The 18,382-nt window shown below is 40.9% G+C and carries 15 protein-coding genes; 4 read left to right on the forward strand and 11 right to left on the reverse strand.

Features of this window, described 5'->3' with window-relative positions; genetic code table 11:
- Window positions 1-277: 277 nt before the first annotated feature.
- Both ACQY73_RS11755 and ACQY73_RS11760 read left to right on the forward strand, forming a co-directional pair.
- Window positions 278-3,478: a S41 family peptidase gene (locus ACQY73_RS11755; RefSeq protein ID WP_428665875.1), complete on the forward strand. Its 3,201-nt coding sequence runs from the start codon at window positions 278-280 to the stop codon at window positions 3,476-3,478.
- Window positions 3,479-3,630: 152 nt separating this feature from the next.
- Window positions 3,631-5,520 (forward strand): tetratricopeptide repeat-containing sensor histidine kinase, encoded by a 1,890-nt coding sequence (locus ACQY73_RS11760; RefSeq protein WP_428665878.1) that lies wholly within the window; start codon window positions 3,631-3,633, stop codon window positions 5,518-5,520.
- A 22-nt stretch (window positions 5,521-5,542) separates the two neighbouring features.
- Here the strand turns inward: ACQY73_RS11760 and ACQY73_RS11765 are convergent, their stop codons facing one another.
- The 3 genes from ACQY73_RS11765 to ACQY73_RS11775 are packed head-to-tail and all read right to left on the reverse strand — an operon-like array spanning window position 5,543 to window position 9,498.
- A complete protein-coding gene (locus ACQY73_RS11765) occupies window positions 5,543-8,332 on the reverse strand; it encodes a T3SS effector HopA1 family protein (RefSeq protein ID WP_428665880.1) in 2,790 nt (929 codons plus the stop codon).
- Window positions 8,333-8,345: 13 nt separating this feature from the next.
- Window positions 8,346-8,816, reverse strand: coding sequence for a hypothetical protein (locus ACQY73_RS11770; protein WP_428665883.1), 471 nt, complete (start codon window positions 8,814-8,816; stop codon window positions 8,346-8,348).
- A 22-nt stretch (window positions 8,817-8,838) separates the two neighbouring features.
- On the reverse strand, window positions 8,839-9,498 hold the full coding sequence (locus ACQY73_RS11775; RefSeq protein WP_428665885.1) for a response regulator: 660 nt from the start codon (window positions 9,496-9,498) through the stop codon (window positions 8,839-8,841).
- A gap of 330 nt (window positions 9,499-9,828) precedes the next feature.
- On the opposite strand from ACQY73_RS11775, the gene ACQY73_RS11780 reads away from it, so the two are divergent.
- Window positions 9,829-10,335, forward strand: a complete 507-nt coding sequence (locus ACQY73_RS11780) for a DUF4494 domain-containing protein (protein WP_428665888.1) — start codon at window positions 9,829-9,831, stop codon at window positions 10,333-10,335.
- A 34-nt stretch (window positions 10,336-10,369) separates the two neighbouring features.
- Here ACQY73_RS11780 and ACQY73_RS11785 read toward each other — a convergent pair whose 3' ends face one another.
- The 7 genes from ACQY73_RS11785 to ACQY73_RS11815 form a co-directional block, all read right to left on the reverse strand.
- Window positions 10,370-11,197, reverse strand: coding sequence for a toxin-antitoxin system YwqK family antitoxin (locus ACQY73_RS11785; RefSeq protein WP_428665891.1), 828 nt, complete (start codon window positions 11,195-11,197; stop codon window positions 10,370-10,372).
- A 170-nt stretch (window positions 11,198-11,367) separates the two neighbouring features.
- Window positions 11,368-12,126, reverse strand: a complete 759-nt coding sequence (gene deoC / locus ACQY73_RS11790) for a deoxyribose-phosphate aldolase (protein WP_428665894.1) — start codon at window positions 12,124-12,126, stop codon at window positions 11,368-11,370.
- A gap of 115 nt (window positions 12,127-12,241) precedes the next feature.
- On the reverse strand, window positions 12,242-13,279 hold the full coding sequence (locus tag ACQY73_RS11795; RefSeq protein ID WP_428665896.1) for an oxygenase MpaB family protein: 1,038 nt from the start codon (window positions 13,277-13,279) through the stop codon (window positions 12,242-12,244).
- Between the two features lie 103 nt (window positions 13,280-13,382).
- Complete coding sequence (locus tag ACQY73_RS11800; RefSeq protein ID WP_428665899.1) at window positions 13,383-14,375, reverse strand: mevalonate kinase family protein; 993 nt, start codon at window positions 14,373-14,375, stop codon at window positions 13,383-13,385.
- A 104-nt stretch (window positions 14,376-14,479) separates the two neighbouring features.
- Entirely contained in the window at window positions 14,480-16,591 is a 2,112-nt protein-coding gene (locus ACQY73_RS11805; RefSeq protein ID WP_428665902.1) for a TonB family protein, read from the reverse strand.
- Between the two features lie 43 nt (window positions 16,592-16,634).
- A complete protein-coding gene (locus ACQY73_RS11810) occupies window positions 16,635-16,991 on the reverse strand; it encodes a BlaI/MecI/CopY family transcriptional regulator (protein ID WP_428665905.1) in 357 nt (118 codons plus the stop codon).
- Window positions 16,992-17,229: 238 nt separating this feature from the next.
- Window positions 17,230-17,679, reverse strand: a complete 450-nt coding sequence (locus ACQY73_RS11815; protein WP_428665907.1) for a RidA family protein — start codon at window positions 17,677-17,679, stop codon at window positions 17,230-17,232.
- 91 nt (window positions 17,680-17,770) lie between these two features.
- Here ACQY73_RS11815 and ACQY73_RS11820 point away from each other — a divergent pair, with 91 nt between their 5' ends.
- Entirely contained in the window at window positions 17,771-18,070 is a 300-nt protein-coding gene (locus ACQY73_RS11820; protein ID WP_428665910.1) for an SCP2 sterol-binding domain-containing protein, read from the forward strand.
- Window positions 18,071-18,133: 63 nt separating this feature from the next.
- On the opposite strand, the gene ACQY73_RS11825 is transcribed toward ACQY73_RS11820, so the two are convergent.
- Complete coding sequence (locus ACQY73_RS11825; protein ID WP_428665913.1) at window positions 18,134-18,313, reverse strand: histone H1; 180 nt, start codon at window positions 18,311-18,313, stop codon at window positions 18,134-18,136.
- Window positions 18,314-18,382 lie beyond the last annotated feature (69 nt).

The following is an 18,382-nucleotide window of genomic DNA, read 5'->3' on the forward strand; positions in this document are numbered from 1 at the left end:
AATACAATTTGGCATTTTCTTCCAATGCCTTTATGTTCGCTCATTTTCTTTAGCTCCTACCTGTTTTCATCAAAAAAATATCCTGAATGCTTACGCTATTTTGTACCGTTTGGCTTTTTGTGAATCAAAAACAAAAGCATTCTTCAAAATTAATGCGTCCCAACCGCCGGATGCAAGGAACGGGTCTAAATTGCATTCCAAATGCACAAAACTTTTAATGATTTATTAGCTATTTTTGGCTTCTCAACATTCATAACTTATAACTCTTTACAAAGCCATGTCCAAACCTTTTTTGGAAGTATTTCTTTCAACAGCCATTTGTTTATTAACACCCCTGCTTTCCATTGCTCAAACGGGCGTTTATTTCGCCACTCATCCAACCCTCAGCCCGGACGCTAAAACGGTCATTTTTGCGTATGAATCCGATCTTTGGAAAACAGATTTGGCTTCAGGCCTTACCACGCGACTCACCGCTATGCAGGGCAACGAATCGAATCCGCGCATTTCACCCGACGGTAAATGGCTGGCTTTTACCGGTACCGAAAACGGAAACAGTGACGTGTACCTCATGCCAATTGAAGGCGGCAACATCCGACAGCTCACCTTTCACAGCACGTACGATCTGGTAGAAGCATGGTCGTGGGATTCACAAACCATTTATTTTGAATCCGGCAATCAAAACGGAGGAACCACCTTCACCATTTCCATCAAAGGCGGCACCCCTAAACGCGTTTTTAAACATTACTTCAACCGCACCCACAATGTAGCCGAAAGCCCTTCGGGAGAACTTTTCTTCAATGATACTTGGGAAAGCGACAACCAAGCGATGCGCAAAGGATACAAAGGCGATTTTAACCCTGATATTCAATCCTATAACCCCAAAACCAATGCCTATAAAAGTTATACCAATTACCGAGGGAAAGACATGTGGGCAACCGTTGACCGAAATTCCAACCTATTTTTTGTTTCGGACGAAGCCAACGGGGAGTATAACCTGTACACATTTGTGAACGGGCAAAAAACGCCGCTGACTTCCTTCAAAGAATCCATCAAACGCCCGCAGGTGAGCGCCGACGGTCGCAAAGTGGTATTTGAAAAAGACTACCAACCGTGGATCTATGACGTAGCCACGAAAGCCGCAGAGCCGATAAAACTCAACATTGTCCGCAATTTTACGCTTTCCAAATGGCAGGATTTCAAAGTAAGCGGCAACATCTCGACGTTTGATGTAGCACCCGACAATAAGAAAATGGCCTTTATCTCCCGGGGAGAATTGTTTGTTTCTGACATAGACGGGAAGTTTATCAAACAACTCAAAACCACACCTAACGAACGCGTATTGGAAGTAAAATGGCTTGCCGATACCATGACGTTGCTGATCGGGCAAACGGTAGGCGGCTATGAAAACTGGTTTACCATCAAAGCTGATGGCAAAGGAACGCTTAAACAATTGACCAAAGATACCCAATCCAACCGCCAAATCGCCTTCAACAAAAACCGCACTTTGGGCGTTTATTTCAGCGGCCGCAACGAAGTCAAAACCATTGACCTCAAAACGTTGGAAAGCAAAACCATTGTAAAAGAAGAACTTTGGGGTTTTTATAATGATGTACCCTATTTTTCTCCCAATGGTGAGTACGTGTTATTTACCGCTTATCGTGATTTTGAGAAAGACCTTTTCCTGCATCATCTCAAGAAAAATGAAACCATCAATTTGACCAATACGGGTATTTCTGAATCAGAGCCTTTTTGGTCGCCCGACAGCAAATACATTTATTTTTCCTCCGACCGCAATAATCCAAGTTATCCTTTCGGACCGCGAAAACAAAAGCTTTACCGTTTGGCATTGACCAAAATCGAAGACCCGTATCGCATCGAAAAATTTGATGATCTGTTCAAACCGGAAGAAAAAAAGAAAGATGCTGCCACGGATAAAAAAGACGATGACAAGGGAAAGAAAAAAGGCAAGAAAGACGAGAAACCAAAAGAAGAAAAACCCAAAAAAGAGGAAAAGCCTATTGAAATAGATTTGGCCGATCTATGGGAACGTATGGAGCAGGTAGGACCGAATTTTGGGCAACAGGGTACGCCTTATGTAATTCAAAAAGATGCCAAAACCTACGTTTATTACGTTTCTGACCATCAGGAGGGCAACGGTAAACTGTGGCGTACCGTTTATGAGCCTTTCCAACGTCCGAAAACCGAAAAGGCCGACGATGCGGGCAATTTTGAAATCGTGCAGACGGGAGAAAAATACTACCTTTTGGCCGATGGAAAAATCAAAAAACTCAATTTTGAGACCAATAAAATCGAAGAAATTGAGATCAACAATTATACATTTCGCCGCAGTTTGGAAGAGGAGTTCCGTCAAATGTATTACGAAGCGTGGGCAGGTGTAGAGGAGAATTTTTATAATGAAACGTTTCACGGTGCCGATTGGAAATCCCTGCGTGATCGATACGCCAAATACCTTCCTTATCTCAATCGTCGGGAGGATTTCCGAACGCTTTTCAACGACATGCTGGGCGAGCTGAATGCGTCTCACTTAGGCTTTTATTCCAATGGTAAAGAAGAAGACGTTTTTTACAAATCACAGACCATGGAAACGGGTGTTCTGTTTGATAATCAACGTCCTTACGTAGTAGAACGTGTTATAAAACGCAGCGCCGCCGACAAACACGGTAAGAAAATCCTGGCGGGAGATCTGCTGACGCACGTCAACGGTGAGGTAGTAGATACACTCCAAAATCGTGATTTTTATTTCACCAAACCTTCCAACGATACCGAACTGGAGCTTACCTTCCGTCGCAAAGGCGCTGACACGGCCTATACCGTACGCGTGCATCCGCAGTACTCTATTTCGGGAAATCTGTACGACGAATGGATGGATTGGAACCAGAAATACGTAGACGACAAATCGAAAAACCGTATTGCATATGTTCACATGAAAGACATGGGTTTGGGACAATACGATCGTTTTGTACAGGATATGACCCGCGATTGGTACAAAAAAGACGCACTTATTTTTGATCTGCGCTACAATACAGGCGGTAACGTACATGATCTGGTCTTAAACTTCTTGGCTCAAAAACCGTATTTGCAATGGAAATACCGCGAAGGAGCATTGACACCACAGCCTAATTTCGGTGTATCGGCCAAGCCGATTGTATTATTGATCAATGAGCAATCGCTGTCAGACGCCGAAATGACCGCTACCGGTTTCAAAGCCCTCAAACTCGGCAAGATCATAGGTACAGAAACGTATCGTTGGATTATTTTTACCTCAGGCAAAGGGTTGGTTGACGGTTCATTTTACCGGCTGCCTTCGTGGGGATGTTATACCTTGGATGGCAAAAACATTGAGAAAGAAGGGACTACGCCGGACATTTATGTGAAACAAACATTTACCGATCGCCTCAACGACAAAGACCCGCAACTCGACAAAGCCATCGAAGAGATTTTAAAAGACCTCAAATAGAATTTCCGTTATCTTCTAATAACTGCAGGATCGCTTGACTATTTTATGCCAAGCGATCCAATTTTTTTCGACAAAATATCGACGATCTGCTATATATTATGAGAACAAGAAATTTGTTTTAACAATCTGTCTTTGCCCAAGTTCATATATCAATGAGAAATTTCTACGGCTTTTTACTGTTTTGCATTATTTCCTTTAGTACTAATGCTCAATCGTCGGGAAAACTTGACAGTCTTAGAAATCTCTTGGCTCAACTGCCTCAAGAAGGTCAAAGCTATGTAGGCGATACTGCAAGGGTAGGAGTATTATGTGAAATGGCATGGGCGGGCAATGGCTCAATAGAGGTAGAATACTGGCTAAATAATGCGAAAAGAATTGCCCAAAATCGTAAATGGAAAGAAGGTATTGCCCGAGAAGCCTCTTACAGAGGGATGGTTTTGTTTGGACAAAATCTTATTTATCAGTCCATAGATGAATTATTGAATGCTCTAGAAATAGCACAGTCTCTCTCCAATGAAAAATTGATGTGTTTTTGTTATCGCCAGCTTGGCTCGGCCTATTTTGTACTGGAAGAAGATTCCCTTGCTATTGAGTATTATTCTAAGGCTAAACAAATATATCAAAAACGATTTGATAAATTAAGTAAAAGGAACATTGCCTTAATGATAAGCAATATAGGATTGTGCCAAAACCGAATGCAAAGACATGATTTAGGAATAAAGTCCTTCTCGGAAGCTATTAAAATAAGTCATTTATTGGGCGATAGTACCGGGCTGGCTTGGTATTATTCAAATTTGGGTTCTACTCACAAAGAAACCCACCAATACGATCAGGCACTTAAAAATTTACAAACAGCTCTAAAATATTTCGGGAGCAGGTCTGCTGAAAACCGGGCTTTTACACATAGTGAAATAGCGCTTTCGTATTTGGGTTTTCATCAACCTGCCATGGCTTTAAAAGAAATTCAGAAGGCGCTTTATCTGGCTCAAAACGGCACTCCTTATTTTGGATCATACATCAATAAAGCTGCTTACTTAGTTTACAAAGCTAATGGCTTGCCTATACCTGCTTTAAAAGCAAAAGAGGTTTATGATTCGCTTAAGAATATCAACGATCAGCAACTCCAAAAGCGAAGCATTGAAGGAATTCAGGCATCATTTGACAACAAGAAAAAACAGCTGGAAATTGATAATCAAAGCCAACAAAATCGAGTTCTTTTAATAGGTATTGGGGTAGCTTTATTTCTGATTTTAATTATTTTAAGGAGTTTTTGGCTCCTTAAAATAAAAAATAAAGAAATAGAAGAACAACGCAGGCAAATCGAAAGTATAAACTCCCAACTTTCTAAATTTAATCAGGAACTTGAACAAAAAGTAGCTGAACGTACTCAAGAACTTCAGAAAGCTTATGATGAAATAAAAGGGGCTATGGCTAAAGGACAAACGTACGAACGCCAACGTGTAGCCTCTGAACTACACGACAATTTAGGTGGAACACTTACTGCTATCAAATGGCAGCTTGCCGCTCTTGACGATGACAGCCTGAGTAATCGCGAAAAAAACATATACGACAATATAATGTCTATGATTCAAAATGCTTACAGTGATGTGAGAAATCTTTCACACAATATGCTTCCGTCTCAGTTTGAGAAAAGAGGATTAATAGGGGCTTTACAGCAGTTGTGCAGTGATATTTCAAAAGATGGAAAAATTACAATCAATCTAAAAGTCAATGATATTGAAGGGCAGATAAACCCCAAGGTAGCCATTGAATTATATAGTATTTTTCTCGAACTGATCACAAATATTTTAAAACATTCCATGGCAACAGAAGCCCTGATTACGTTGAATAAAGAAAATGACTTTGTCTTTTGCCTGATTCAGGATAACGGCAGAGGTTTGAGCGGTCCTTCAGAGGGTAAAGGGTTAAAAAATATTTGGAATCGAGTTTCATCAATTACTGATACTCATAATCTGAAGTTCGATAACCAAGGAGGTTTACAAGTTTCTTTTCAAATTCCGGCTGCTATTTTTTTCGGCTAAAGAAAACTGACTGCCAACTAAATCAAACTGACTGAAAGGCTTTGATACGATCAGTGCCGACATCAGCAAGCATCAAAAAGAAATAGCCTATAGCAGCCAAACCACGCGTTATTGTTGGATTAAATTCTGAGTTAAAAATATGCTTATTCCCGTAGGCATTAGGAAGCGGCAAATTATTATCAAGGTATTGTTCAATAATAGCATCACCTCGCCTCATTGCATCTTCCGGATTGTTTCCTAAATTATTTATTTCAAATTCACCTATATTTTTTTCAAATTGGAACTTAACAGGCGCAGGAAACAAATTCTCTCCGGTTATTGTATTATAAACCCAATCATATTTTTCCTCCGGTCTACTATTAATTATGTAAGCATCCTCGTTTTGAAATATGCCATCTACGCATTCTATTAAAAATAAATCACCAGGATATATTGTAGCAAGGCCACTCAAAAAAAGTGCTATTCCATGTAATTCCGGTCCGGTAAGTGTTTCAAAAAATTCAGCCTTTTTTTCGTCCTTTTTATAAGAGAACCATGTGCAATGTTTTCCATACCATACCGCTTCGCGGCAAATGATAAAAGCTATTTTGCGAGCAGCATTAAAATACCGCAAGCTTGGCAAATATAGTTCTGAACCTTTAAATGCAAAATCTAAGTTAGGAAGTTTATCGAAATTATTATTTAAGGTATTATATTTAAATTCATTAGCACTGGGGAATGGGTTTCGATACATCTCATACACATTAAAACCCTGTTCTGCCATCCCTGACCTTAGCTTGTTTGTCATTTTCTCAGCGTCACCCATTAAATTCCAGTGAGACAATGCAATTTCGGCCAGCAATCGCGCACGCCAATTCCCAAAACTCTCAGAAGATGAAACAGGGTTTTCACCAAAAGCAACTCCTTTAAGCTTCTCACCGTCTATACCCCTGCGCAAAGCCCTCGTAAACTTCGGTGTAGAATTCCTTAAGTAGTCACTTTCCAAAAAGCTATAAACATATAATACTACATCCAGACAAGCTTTGAAATGAAGGCGATGAACAAACAAAATTGCTACATCTGACCTATAATAACTCGACAGTGAATTCCTCAATTTTAACTGAAAAGGCACTTCACGCTCGTTTAAGAAGGTGCTCATTTTATTGATAAATAAATGAATGCCTTCCCTTTTTTCATTAAGATGAAAATAAAAGCGTATCCAATTGGCATCATCTTGTCTAACCTGTTTTTTACTGAAAATCCATAGATCTTCGCTGCTACGATTTGCATCATTAGGGCGAATGATAAATTGAGGGTATATGGTCTTTACATATTTTTTCTTCAATAACTCCCCATCACTATTTTTAGATTGTGCTCTTACAAAGACAAATTCTCCCGGCTCAGCCATCCGCCTTTCACTGTTTTTTCTAATAATTGTATTGGTATTTGTGGTAATTTCCTCTTCTAATTCCCACCAATTATCTTCAATAAAAGTTTCTTTTCCTTTAAGAACCGGGGTAGCAATCCGTATTTTTTTATTAATAAGTTGCCTCTCTAAAATACCATCAGGATCATGTGAGCTATGAAACCATCCATAAATAAACTCTCTCAAAGTAGATAAATCAGGCTTTTCTTTCTGAAAATCAGGGTTATTACAGATTTTAGCGCTCAAATCGTCAAACTGATTATAAGTTCCGGGTCCATGCCCATCTCTACTCTCTGTATAATGAAAGGCTATATCTTCTTCCTGAAAAGTCAATTCCGAAAATTGGACAGTATTAATCTTATTAGATGAGCTAACGGGAAGCGGAATTTCTTCATTAATTAATTGTTGTGCCGTCTGAATCCATTGCAATGCATAATCGTCACTAATTCCTGTCTGAGTAAATAAACCATAATAATGTTTATGCAAAATATAAATACCTAAATATTTTTTAATTTTTTCACCATTGTATCCTAATTTATATTCTTTCAAAAATCCACTAAATTCAACAAAAGATTCCTTCAATAGTACTTGTATATCTGCATTTTCATGAAGCTGTAAAATTAGTACTTCGTACCATATTGATGCCAAATCCCAGTGCAAATCACCCATATCTCCCATTTCCCAATCTACTACACTTTTAACAGTATGATTCTCATCAAACAGGACATGTTCAAATTTAAAATCAAAATGAATCAGTCTCTCAGCTTTCCATTCAATTTGTTTAATTTTTTCAAAAACCTTATTATCTGTTTTAAGTAATGTAAGTATTTCTTTTCTATATTTAGGAGCTTTATCAAACCTTTCTTCAATATCTCTTCTATTAAGTACAAGCAATATGGGTTTGCGATAGCCAAATTTATCGGGGTAATCCTTATAATTAAAAGATTCTACAGTTATTGAATGAACAGTATTGAAAATTGAAGCCAAGTTTTTTAACAGTATACTTAAGTAACCTTTTGGCTGTAATCCTGATATATTAATTTTTTCAGTTTCAATATATCTCAAGAAAAGCAGGTTTTGAAACTGATCAAACCCTCTCAAATTATCCAGTTCTTTAATATCTGCTAAATGAAAAATATCATATATATACTTTTCATTTAGTAGAGTAGAAATAAAATTAAATTCAGGGCTTTTGGGCTGTTTTATTAAATATTTTCTGACTTTATTTTCATCGTCAGGTAATTCTGCAATAAAAACACTGTTTCTGCTTGTAACAAAGTTCTTAAGCTGATTTTCAAAAATTTTACACCCTCGTCTCTCCTGTATTATCTGTTTTCGATTAAGAGTAATAGTAAGCAGAGTGGAATTAAGTAAGTGAAGACCAAGCTGGTAACCGGAAAATAACATAGCAGTATTGGAGTTAATTGGTTGGTGGATGGCTGGGTGACTGTGAATCCATTTTCGCAGGGTTTGCTAATTCTGCTTGAATAGTACTTTCATCAAAGTCTTTAAATTCACTGAAAAGATGTCTTATAGCTTTAGCGTCTTCTCGGCTATACTGCCAATAAAAGCTCTGCTTTGTAACGAAAACTTTCATTGTCTTACTCTCAACATTAATATCGGCATTTACAACAATAGAAATCGGAAATACAATACCCAATGTAAAAGATCTATCGTCTTTTTGCAGTTCTTTATAGTAGAAGAAATGTGGCTCAGAAGTTAGCTGGGTGTAGCGTGTTCTAATAGCGTTTTCTTCTTCACTCTCCATATTTTGAAAGTTCCATATAGCCCATTTAAAGTCTTTGGAATCCTTGTCGGTTGAGGCTGAAAGTTCAACTAATGCAATAAAATTTCGAAAATCATCGATTGTTTTTACATCATCAATTATCATTGTTTTATAAAATTTTAAAGGGTTACAATTCATCCACCAATTTATGTTTCAATGCCCAACGAAGAAGTCCTACGGCTGAGCTGACTCCTACTTTTTTCAGAAGATTACGGCGATGGGTCTCAACCGTAGTAAGACTAAGATTAAGTTGCTCTGCGATGGATTGGTTACTTAAATCTTGCACAATCAGTTTCAGTACATCCATTTCACGTTTGGTAAGCGGATGAATATCATTCGGCATCGTTTTTCCCGCAGGATTAGCCTCATTTGGAAATTCAGCCAATTTTTTAACAACTTTTTCACTGAAGTAATGCTCTCCGGCCGCTACAGTCCGAATAGCGCGGAGAAGCTCTGTACGCCCTGCACTTTTCATTACATAGCCATATATTCCTGTTTGCAAAGCTTCGCGAATATGCACAGCTTCTTCACTCATTGTCAGCATAATAACTTTAGTTTTCGGATAGTGCCGATGCACACGCAAAGCCAGTCCTGTTCCGTTAAGTAAGGGCATATGCAAATCTGCCAGCAGCACATCTACCTCATGATTTTCCAAAAAACGGATTGCCTGTAAACCGTCATTGACGATGCCAACTACTTCAAAATCACTAATGGTTTCGAGAAGGATACGGAGGCTGTCAGCCACTAATTGATGGTCGTCGGCAATGAGAATTTTGATTACAGACATAGTGCCTGACGCGTCAGTTAGATTAGACCCATAAGTTGAGAAGATACGACCTAAAAAACAAGCACTCATTACCTATATTTTTTTATGACAAAATTATCTTATAGGTATATATAAAAAAGTAGCGTTTAGACAGTATTTTTTGACTTATTCCTCCTGTCCTGACAGTAGTTTTCCGGTATACTCAAACCGATAATTGTTTAGTAACTACCTATTCGGCAGCTATTATTATCAATGAAGTTCTATATGCTCTTTGTATTCTGCTATCTTTGTAACCCGATTTTTCAGCATTAAATTTCTAAATTGTAAATCCAACATCATAACAAATACATTATGCCAAGCTGGTACTTAGGAAAGATCAAATATCAACAGGAGCAGGAGAACGGTGCGCTTAAATCTATTTCAGAAGCGTATTTGATCGATGCCGTTTCGTACACCGACGCCGAAGCGCGATTGTACGGAGTTGTAGCCGATAATACCCCTGATTTTCAGATCAGTAGTCTGACGCGCATGAAATTGTCGGACGTGTTTCATTTTGAAGAGGAAGGTGGTGAAAAGTGGTTTAAGTGCAAGACGTTTTACGTCTCCATCGACGACAGCAAAGGCTCCGCGAAAGAAAAGAAGATCGTGAGTTTTATGCTCGTTAATGCCGAGAGCCCCAAACAGGCCATTGAGCGCATTGAAAAGAGCTTGGCAACTATGCTCGTCCCTTACGAGATCACTGACGTAAATCTAACTTCTATTTTGGAAGTGGTTCCGTATTCTCCGGAAGATGACGCGCAGAAAGTGCCCGCAGGCTTTCGACCGCTGTCCGAAGTGCTGGCAGAGCAAAACGGATAGTACTAAAAAAGGAGCACTGAAAAGTGCTCCTTTTTTATTGTCTCCTTCGAGTGGTAGTCGGTAAGAGTGACGGGGTTGTGGGCGGTGATGGAATTGTTTTTTTGTTTTGAGCCATGTTTCCCATGTTAGGAACCAAATGACTCAAAAACACATCTCCCGAACGCAGAATCATATTGACCGCATAAAGCCTATCGGAGGCTACTCCGTCAAAGTGACCGGGAATCCAACGAGGCATTCCTTTGATAATGTCCGACAATTGTTCCAATGTTACAAAAGAACTGTTTTTAAACGTATTGAGAATGGCTACACTGTCTGCCTGAATCGTTAAAACAAATGAATAAAATTCCGTTGCTGAATTGGGGAGATTTTTCAGTTTCTTTCGAAGATACCCTTGCAACGCATAGTCACCTCCCGGGAACATAGGGTCTGCCGAAAACTCATAGTAAGCCACTTCATTTCCGTCTATGTCATAACAATGTTTATCTTTTCGCATACCATGACGATACCATTCACGGCGCTTAATAGAGCCGTCGGGGTAATAGACTTTAAATTCTCCGAACTTTTCATTGTTTTTGTAGTCAGAGATCCAATAAAGATCTCCATTGGGATAAAACCCTTTTGAAAAACCTTGCCGAATTCCTTCACGATAGTCTTTGAAGTTGGTTTCGGTAAGCAACCGCCCGGCTTTATCATAGATCCGGAGCGTGGCAAAGCGCTTTTTTTTATCGTAAAACGTGACCACTTCGTCGTGAGTGGGAAAACTTCTACGGTGTATGGTCGTTCCTACCGAATCGGCAGAAAAAGCGTTGGCCTCTCCCACAATGAACCAACTTAACACAACCAAAAAAGTAAAGATTTTCATAGCTAAATCCCTTCCCTGAATTCGTAAAAAAGGCCACATCTGCTAACAAAAGCCCCTGTATCCCACGAAGTTATTTATTTTCAAGCAAAATTCGTTTGCTTACTGTCCCTATAATTCAAAAGTTTAACCGGTTTTTAACCGGCTCACACCCGAATCCACTTTACCGTTGCTCAATACCCGTCGCTCGTAATAATGTTCGCAGCGGCCATATCTGCCTCAATCCCCAACCGCTTTTTGACTTCTTCCAGTATCGCCACGGTAGCGGTAGCACCGATACGCGTTACGCCAAGTTCTTTTGCTTTCAGTAACTCGTCTAATGTTCGGATACCTCCTGCGGCTTTCACCTGTACTTGCGGCGCGCAGTATTTACGCATCAATGCAAGGTCAGCAGCAGTTGCGCCTTTATAATTGTAACTGCCATCGGGCTGTTTGGTATACCCATACCCGGTGGAAGTCTTAACAAATTCTACACCTAATATACTGCAAATTTTACAAAGTTTAATCTTATATCGGTCTTTGGGAAGCAAATCATTTTCAAAAATGACTTTCAGGATAGCACCGTGTTTACGGCACTCTTTCAGGATAGCATAAATTTCTTTTTTGATGTACCGCCAGTCTTCACTCAATACTTTTCCGATGTTTACCACCATATCTATTTCGGTCGCTCCATCTTTGCAGGCCTGACGCGTTTCGGCCACTTTTATCGGTATGGTACTGCTGCCGTGCGGAAAACCCACGACAGTACACACCTCCACACCGGAGCCTTGCAGCACTGTTTTGGCCATTCCGACCGCGTAGGGTTTAATGCATACCGAAGCCGTATCGTACAGTCGCGCCAATTCACAACCTGCCAACAGATCGGCATCGGTCAGATTGGGTTGCAACAAAGAGTGGTCGATCATCTTGGCAATTTCGCGGAGCGTATACATAGGAAATCAGCTTTTTGGGTAATGTTCGGAAGGTACAGGCAAAATCTGCGCTTCCTTTATAAAACCCGATTGCACCAAAATTTACTTACTAAACATGTAGTTATCAGCTAACATACTAATTCCGGCTATATTTATCTATTACCCCCGAAGAGGTTTTCCGAGAACGGAAAAGGGCGCTGAACATAGGAAAGCGATTGATCATTCGAATTACATTTTCTTCAAAAGGAACCCGTGGAATCGCTAATAGATCAGCGACTGAATCGCCCAGTAAGAATCGCATTTGCGCTACCGGAAAATTCTGTAAATCAGGTTCAGGAGTTTGTTGTTTAAGGGTTTTGGTCAACGATTTTGTCAATCCGGTTCCCGCTTCTGAGGTTTTAAAATGGCGTCGAACAATAGCACGATCAAGGTGATACGCTTCGCGCAAATTGAGCGGCAGCAGCGCATTCTGCAATCCTAACAGGCTTCCGACCACATTCCAAAAATGCAAATAAGCTTCTTCATCGGCGGTATTGGCCTGTATTCCCAATGTTCGAAGGCCTCTGATCACTACGTAGGAAAAAGCCAAGTTAGTACCTGCCATATCTTCCTGATTGATCGGCAAACCCCAAACCTGATCCCATTGTTCTGAATGGTTGGTAAAATAGCGGATCACCGCGTGCATTAAACGAATTTTCAGGATTTTGAGGGTATTCCGTCCATTTTTCCAGTCGCGCTCCTGCATAATGCCAAACACAAACTCGCCCGTTTCTTCCAATCGCTTAAACGTATCATTTTTAATGCGTTGTGAAAGCCAAAGCACCTGCGCACCGTCGGCAGCGGCATAGCAATACGGTAGTGAATAACAGCCTAACAGCAACGCTATTTGTTGGTCGTATTTCCAGAAAAAAGCCATCCCTTTGTCCATTTTTCCACGATGAGCAAAGGCAGGGAGTCGGGAATACAATTCAAAGAAGTTTTGAACAAAAGGAGGTAAATGAGTAATGGTAAGTTGGCTGAAATTTCCCAGAAACTGCATAAAATCACCAAGGCCTTTTTTTCCTTGTTCGGCCGCCAATTGTTCTATAACGGCATCTGCCGCCGCATCACCCGTTTGGCGATAAGGATTCAGAAAAGTATCATCAAAAATGCGGGAAGCAACAAGGGTTTTCATTTAAGTAACTCGGCGTTTATTGACAGAACAACCGAATTACCTAAACTGTTTCTTATCGGCCGACTTTCCAAGTTCACCGTTTAACTTGAAAAGTCGGCGAACACTAAACAATAAAAGGTTTTATAACGCGGGCGTTTTGTTTTTTCAGCTCTACAAACAAACGATTAAGCATTTCTTCGTCGCGATAAATACCGATAATGGAACCTCCCGAGCCCGTAAAAGAAGCTGACGCACCACAGTTTCGGGCCGTTTCGATCATGGCGCGGTTGCGGTCGGTGATGGTCATGATCTCGGCGCGGTGGTCCAGGTTTTGGTTGACCAATTCATTCAGGCGGTCATAGTTCTGTTCTTTCACTATACTGCGACCTTCTTCGGCTACACCCGCAATTTTTTGCAGCGTGCCTACTACGTGCGCGTCGCCCTGCTCCCAACGCTGACGAATATTATTCAATACCTTCCCGGATACTTTGCTCAGATCGGTTTTATAGGCAATGTATAACTTAGGCAACAGCCGCGGGTCAATAGGCTCGTAGTAGCCATAGCCCTGTTTTTCGATCAGGTCACGCGAAAAGTCCATGTAAACGCAACCTTCATAACATTGAATAACGCGATCCTGCAAGCCTGCGGTAATGCCCAGTTCCTCTACCTCGGCTTTGAGCGCCAGTGTAGGCAATATTGGCAACGGAATCTCCACTTTATAAAACTGCATCAGTGCCCGCATCGTAGCTACAACGATTGCACTCGACCCCGCCAATCCTACCTGACGTGGAATTGTGGTTCGGTAGCGAATCGTAAAGTTTTGATTGGAGAGCTTGATCTTTTCGGTTTCACAATACTCTAAAAATTTCTTGATCGCGGCTTTTACCAGGGGAATCCCGCCATGATATCCCAATGTACTGATCGTATCACGCAAATGGAATATATTTTTAAAGACATTGGAATCCTGCGTTTGAGGCTCGATCTGCAACTCAGGCGATTCGTGGAGCGTAATGGAAGCACCAAAATTACGAACCGAGATAGAAATGGTTTTGCCATAATAGCCGTCGGAAGGATTTCCTAACAAGCCGGCGCGGGCATAAGCACGGGTTTCAATCATTTTCAGTCAAAAATCTTTTGGCCACAAAATAAAACAAAAAACCCGTCAGATTTTCGAAATCCGACGGGTTTAGCACTAACTCTTATTTATTATGCCTTATCGGGTTATTTTTTGGTCGTGATCTCCACTACCCCGTTCTTCCCTTTATCGCCGTATTTTTGGGTAGCGTCCTCTCCTTTCAACACGTGTACGCTTTGGATACTGTTAGGATCGATCGTTTTCACCTTTTCATCCGCAATTTCTTTTCCATCCAAAACGTAGTAAGGAGGCAATTTAGGATCAACGCCGTTGATTTCGAAAAGAGTAAGGGGAGTGCGGTATTTTACTGAAACATTTTCAATACTCTTTTGGGCTTTTGCATATGCTCTTGTCGTAATAATTATCACTCCATTTTCTGCCTTTGCCCCATAGATACTTCTTGCTGTTTCCGTTTTTAATATACTGATACTTGATATATCATCAGGATTTAGACGGTTATCTTCTTTAAGTTCTTCCATTCCGTTTGTCATAGCAACTCCATCCAGTACAACCAATGGCTCAACGCCGGTTTTAGAGGTTCCTCTAAGATTAAATCTATACTTGCTTTCACCCGATTTTTGTGCTACACCTATTGAGTTGCCTTGTAACGGAGTTGTAAAATCAGCTGCTTTTTTGATGTCCACTGAACCCGTTTTGTTAGCTGTTTTTTTCCCCAGTTCAAACCTAATGGGCAGATTAAACTTTACATTTACGATTGCTCCTTTGTCCATACCCGGCTTCCAACGCGGCATAGCTTCAGTCACTCGAACAGCTTCCTCGTCGCATCCAAAACCCAATCCTTTTATCACTTCAACGTTACTGATACTGCCATCTTTTCTTACTACAAAACTCACAAAAACCTTCCCTTCTACATTAGCTCGCCGAGCGGCTTCCGGGTATTTTATATTTTTACTTAAATAATTCCCCATAGCCGCTAATCCGCCGGGAAATTGGGGATGCGTATCTACCACCTGCATTACTTCTTCGCCATCAACGATGATTGTTTTAGGGGGCGTTGTAGCCTTATTGGAAGCAGAAGCAGAAAGTGGTAGCGTTTGTCCCTGCTCCAATTCTATTTTTACAAAATGCGTTGACTTATCCTTTCCCGTCAGCGGGATTATTTTTGTTTTAAATCCAATAAAACTCACCAACAATTCCGACTTTATTGGCACACCCGCCAAGACAAAGTCTCCTTTGCTATCAGTGGTCGTACCCAGCTCGACTCCGTTGATCGAAACTTCAACGCCCGGCAACGGCTTTTTATCTTTTTTATCTACGATCTTACCCTTTACGATCATGGAACTCCCGCTTGTTTCCACGATCATTTCGGGTTGTTGTTCAATTACTTCTACGGTACGTGCCGCAACAAATGACACCAATATACCTACAACGGGAACAGCCAGTAAATAACGGCCCAATACCCAACGTGAACTACGATTTTTGGTTAGCATAGCAATTCTGTTTTTAAGTTGAGTGGCGTCAAAAAAACTATTGGTCAGCACATTCGGTGACACGCCAAAGGCATAGCCTACCAACGTATGTGCATATTCCAAACGATCGCCGTTGGTCGCCAATTCATCGGCGATGAATTCATGCACTTCTTTGAGTGAGCGTTTATAGAATATCAAAATCGGGTTGAACCACCAGAACAGGTGAATCAATTCCAGCCACAACAGATCCCAACTGTGGCGTTGGTGAATATGCACCAACTCGTGCCGAAGCACCACATCGCCATAAGATTCAGTATCTTTTTGGCTCACTACTAAATAGTTAAGAAATGAAAATGATGAAATGGATTCATCAGCGGCACGCACCAAAATATATTTTCCGGCGCGTTGGCGCTCCCCGGCACGAATGATTTGTACTACTTGCCAAAGACGAAAGCCCAATCTTCCGAGCATTACTATAACTCCCAACATATATACAAGCAATAGTACCTGCTCTGTTGTCATAAAGGGTTCAGGTGTGGGCTGAGAAACCACCGCTATTGGCTCAATGGTGATTTCTGTGATCGGCAATGCTTCGGGTGCGGTTTCGGTCAAGACCACGAAAGGAGCCGCCAACGCCACCAAAACGGCTGTTAATAGGTAGAAACGATTGAAGGCAAAATAGGTGTGTTTGCGTAACAAGAGCCAATACAGTGTGTACAAGGCTACCATCCCTGCACTTGCTTTGAGAAGATATATGAACGATTCCATGATTTTTGAAACGTTTAAGGTTGGCAATTAGCGGACCGGCTTCCTAGCGTTTTAACATTTTAATGATCTCGTCAGCGTCCTGAAGGCTGATGTTTTTGTCTTGTACAAAAAACGACACCAACTCTTTCAATGAGCCTTCAAAGTAGTTGTTCACCAACTTATTGGCTTCCTGAGCACGGTATTCTTCTTTGGTCACTACGGGAAAATATTCGTAGGTTTTTCCGCTGATGGCACGGTGGTCGATGAAGCCCTTTTGCTCCAGAATACGAATAAAGGTGGAGACGGTATTATAGGCAGGTTTTGGGTCCGGCAAATGCTCAATGACATCCCAAACAACTCCTTTTTCTAAATCCCAAAGGATTTGCATTATCTCTTCTTCTGCTTTGGTTAGTTCTCTCATTTTAATAACAATTGACTGTGTTAACAATTATACGATTTGGCGATCCGAAACCTTCGTTCAAATTACCCTGGTTATTAAGTGTATACAAAGTAACAACTAAAATTTTAGTTTTACAAATAAATGAACTAATTTTTTAGTAATACTTTTAATGATACGAATTTTAGGAATGCTTTTGCTAAAATTGAGGCGTTGCGCGTCCGATGGTTACGAACCGTCAGGCGTATAATCAGGCAAAAATCTATTTTCTTCGAGGGCCGCGCACCGCGATCACGGCTATTTCAACGCCGGCGCCTCCCGGAAGATTGTCAGCTCCAATCGTAGCACGTGCGGGAAAATTGCCGGTGAAGTATTTACCGTATACTTCGTTTACTTTGGGAAAATTGGCGAGGTCTTTCACATAAAGCGTTGTATTCACAATGTTGTCCATTGAAAGATTGGCCTCACGCAGAATCGCCTTGATATTCTCCATTATCTGTGCGGTTTCTGCCTCTACTCCACCCGCCACCAGTTGACGTGTTTCAGGATTGAGGCCAATTTGGCCTGCCACAAAAACCAACCCGTTTGCTTCAACGGCTTGACTGTAAGGTCCGATTGGATTTGGTGCCTGATCGGTTTTAATGATTGATTTTTGGGCAAAAGTCATTATGGCCATAAGCATCACGATAAAGGTAAAACTACTTTTTTTCATAAAAATTCGATGGGCTATTGTTTGTTGACGATTGAGTAACCTAACTTGCTCCCCAAATTCGTCTTTTTCACCTTAAAATCCAACTTTCAGCATGAGCCTCCAATCACTCACTGAACAAATCAAAACCATCGTAGGCACCGACAGCGGTCTGAATGCGTCCGTCAAATTCGTAACGGATGAAGGGGTTGTTGTGGTAGATGCCAAGCAAGTTCCTAATGCCGTTAGCAACGAAGATGCACCTACTGATTGCACGCTGGAAATAGCCACAAGCGATGCACTTGACCTTTTGAGCGGAAGCTTAAACCCGATGATGGCGTATATGACCGGCAAACTCAAAATCGACGGAGATATGGGGGTAGCCATGAAAATAGCCCAAACATTTGGCGGCTAATCCCTAAAAACCAAAGAACCCGACACAGGGCCGGGTTCTTTGGTTAATGTCTTTTGGAATAGATTATTCCTTGGTGTTTTTGGAATTTTGCACTTCAGCGCGAATAGCCTGAGCTACATTTTTAAGGTCTTGCATTCCTTTGCGCACACGTGTACCGGCAGCCTGATTACCTTTGTTGTAAAACTTATCAAAGTCTCCTTCAAGGCTCAGTACCAGATTTTTGATTTCATCAAATTTTGCCATAGTGTTAACAAGTTTTGAGTTAGAAAATGGTCTAAAAACGCTCAAATCAGCGCGATTTGGCCGAAATTT

The sequence above is a fragment of the Runella sp. genome, assembly GCF_965279615.1.
In the GTDB taxonomy this organism is placed as follows: domain Bacteria; phylum Bacteroidota; class Bacteroidia; order Cytophagales; family Spirosomataceae; genus Runella.